The organism is Bradyrhizobium sp. Leo170, from assembly GCF_004296405.1.
Lineage (GTDB): Bacteria > Pseudomonadota > Alphaproteobacteria > Rhizobiales > Xanthobacteraceae > Bradyrhizobium.
The window spans coordinates 1-1,412 of record NZ_PSRR01000714.1 but is presented as its reverse complement, the minus strand read 5'-3'; the positions used below and the strand labels follow the sequence as shown (position 1 = coordinate 1,412).

Below are 1,412 nucleotides of genomic sequence, written 5' to 3'. Positions count from 1 at the left end.
CTCTGACTCATATGTGGAACGGCCCGGGCTGCAAGATCTTTCTCTGGTTGAACAAGAGATGACGGTGCGGTCATATGTTCGGCCTGTGAACGCGGCACCTGGCCGCTGGCCACGATGATATCCGCGGAAGCAATCGCCCAATCAATTTCGCGCGCTCGAAGCGCAGTGAGTCAGGCGGTCTGACTGCTACCGGGAATGTCGTCATTCAGTGTTCATCCAGATTGCACCTTGCCTCCTCGGCAGCTCTCCTCTTCCGCCGATGAGCTCTTAAGATTAGGATTTCAGCATTGCAGCCGGCGCCTGATAGATGCCGCCTCTGACTAGCAACGCCCAAATGGTGCGCGCAATCTTATTGGCAAGCGCCACGGATACGACCTTGACCGGCCGTCGTTGCAGCATGGTCCGAACCCCAGAGCGGGACTTTCAAACCTCGTTTAGCAAGCTTGATGATAGAGGTCGCACCGACGATTAAGAGTGTCCGTAGTTGCCGATTTCCGCGCTTCGATATCGCGCCGAGCCGTTCTTTCCCGCCGCTCGACTGTGCCCTCGGCGTCAGCCCCATCCAAGCCGCAAAATCTCGTGCAGTCGCAAAGCAACGAGCATCCAAGACCGATGTCCGAACGGTAGCTGCGATGAGAGGACCGACACCGGGAATGCTCATCAGACGCCTCGCGTCGGGATCTTTTCTGACGGCAACCAAAATCTCCTTATCGAGTTTCTCTATACGGGTGGTAAGTAGCTCAATTTGTTCAGCGAAGTGGATCAGGGCAAAGCGGGCGGTAGCGGGGATCCTATCGTCTTCCCTGTCCCGGAGCAGCCCCAGAAGTTTCGTGATGCTTGCCATGCCTGTCCCCACGACAATGCCCAATTCGGCCATATGAGCGCGCAGAGCATTTGCAGTCTGACTCCGCTGTCTCATCAGCATCTCTCGCGCTCGCAAGATCATGCCGGCTGCTTGTTGTTCGGCAGTCTTCATCGGTACGAACCGCATCGTCGGCCGGGTGACCGCCTCACAAATGGCTTCTGCATCCGCCATGTCGGTCTTATTTCGTTTGACGTAGGGCTTCACGTAGGCTGGCGGCATCATGCGGACCGAGTGCCCCAGCGCGGCGATCTCGCGCGCCCAGTGATGCGCACTTGCGCAGGCCTCCATACCCACCAAGCAGGAGGGAAGTCCGCGAAAGAAAGGCAGCACCTGCGATCGTCGCAACGTGCGGCGAACCAGAACTTTCCCGCTTTCGGTTATGCCGTGAACTTGAAAGATCGACTTAGCCAAATCCAAACCCACTGTGATAATCTTCTCCATGGAACGGTCCTTCCTTTGTGGCGCTTCTCAACGCGACCACGTTAGGCACTTTTGATGCCGGTTCGAAGGGCCGTTCCACACCATCACTTTTGATGCACTGGAACTC

At 56.9% G+C, this 1,412-nt stretch carries 1 pseudogene; it reads right to left on the bottom strand.

What is annotated here, in order from left to right:
• Positions 1-273 precede the first annotated feature (273 nt).
• Positions 274-1,306 (bottom strand): annotated as a pseudogene (locus CWO89_RS44195) (IS110 family RNA-guided transposase).
• Positions 1,307-1,412: the final 106 nt, after the last annotated feature.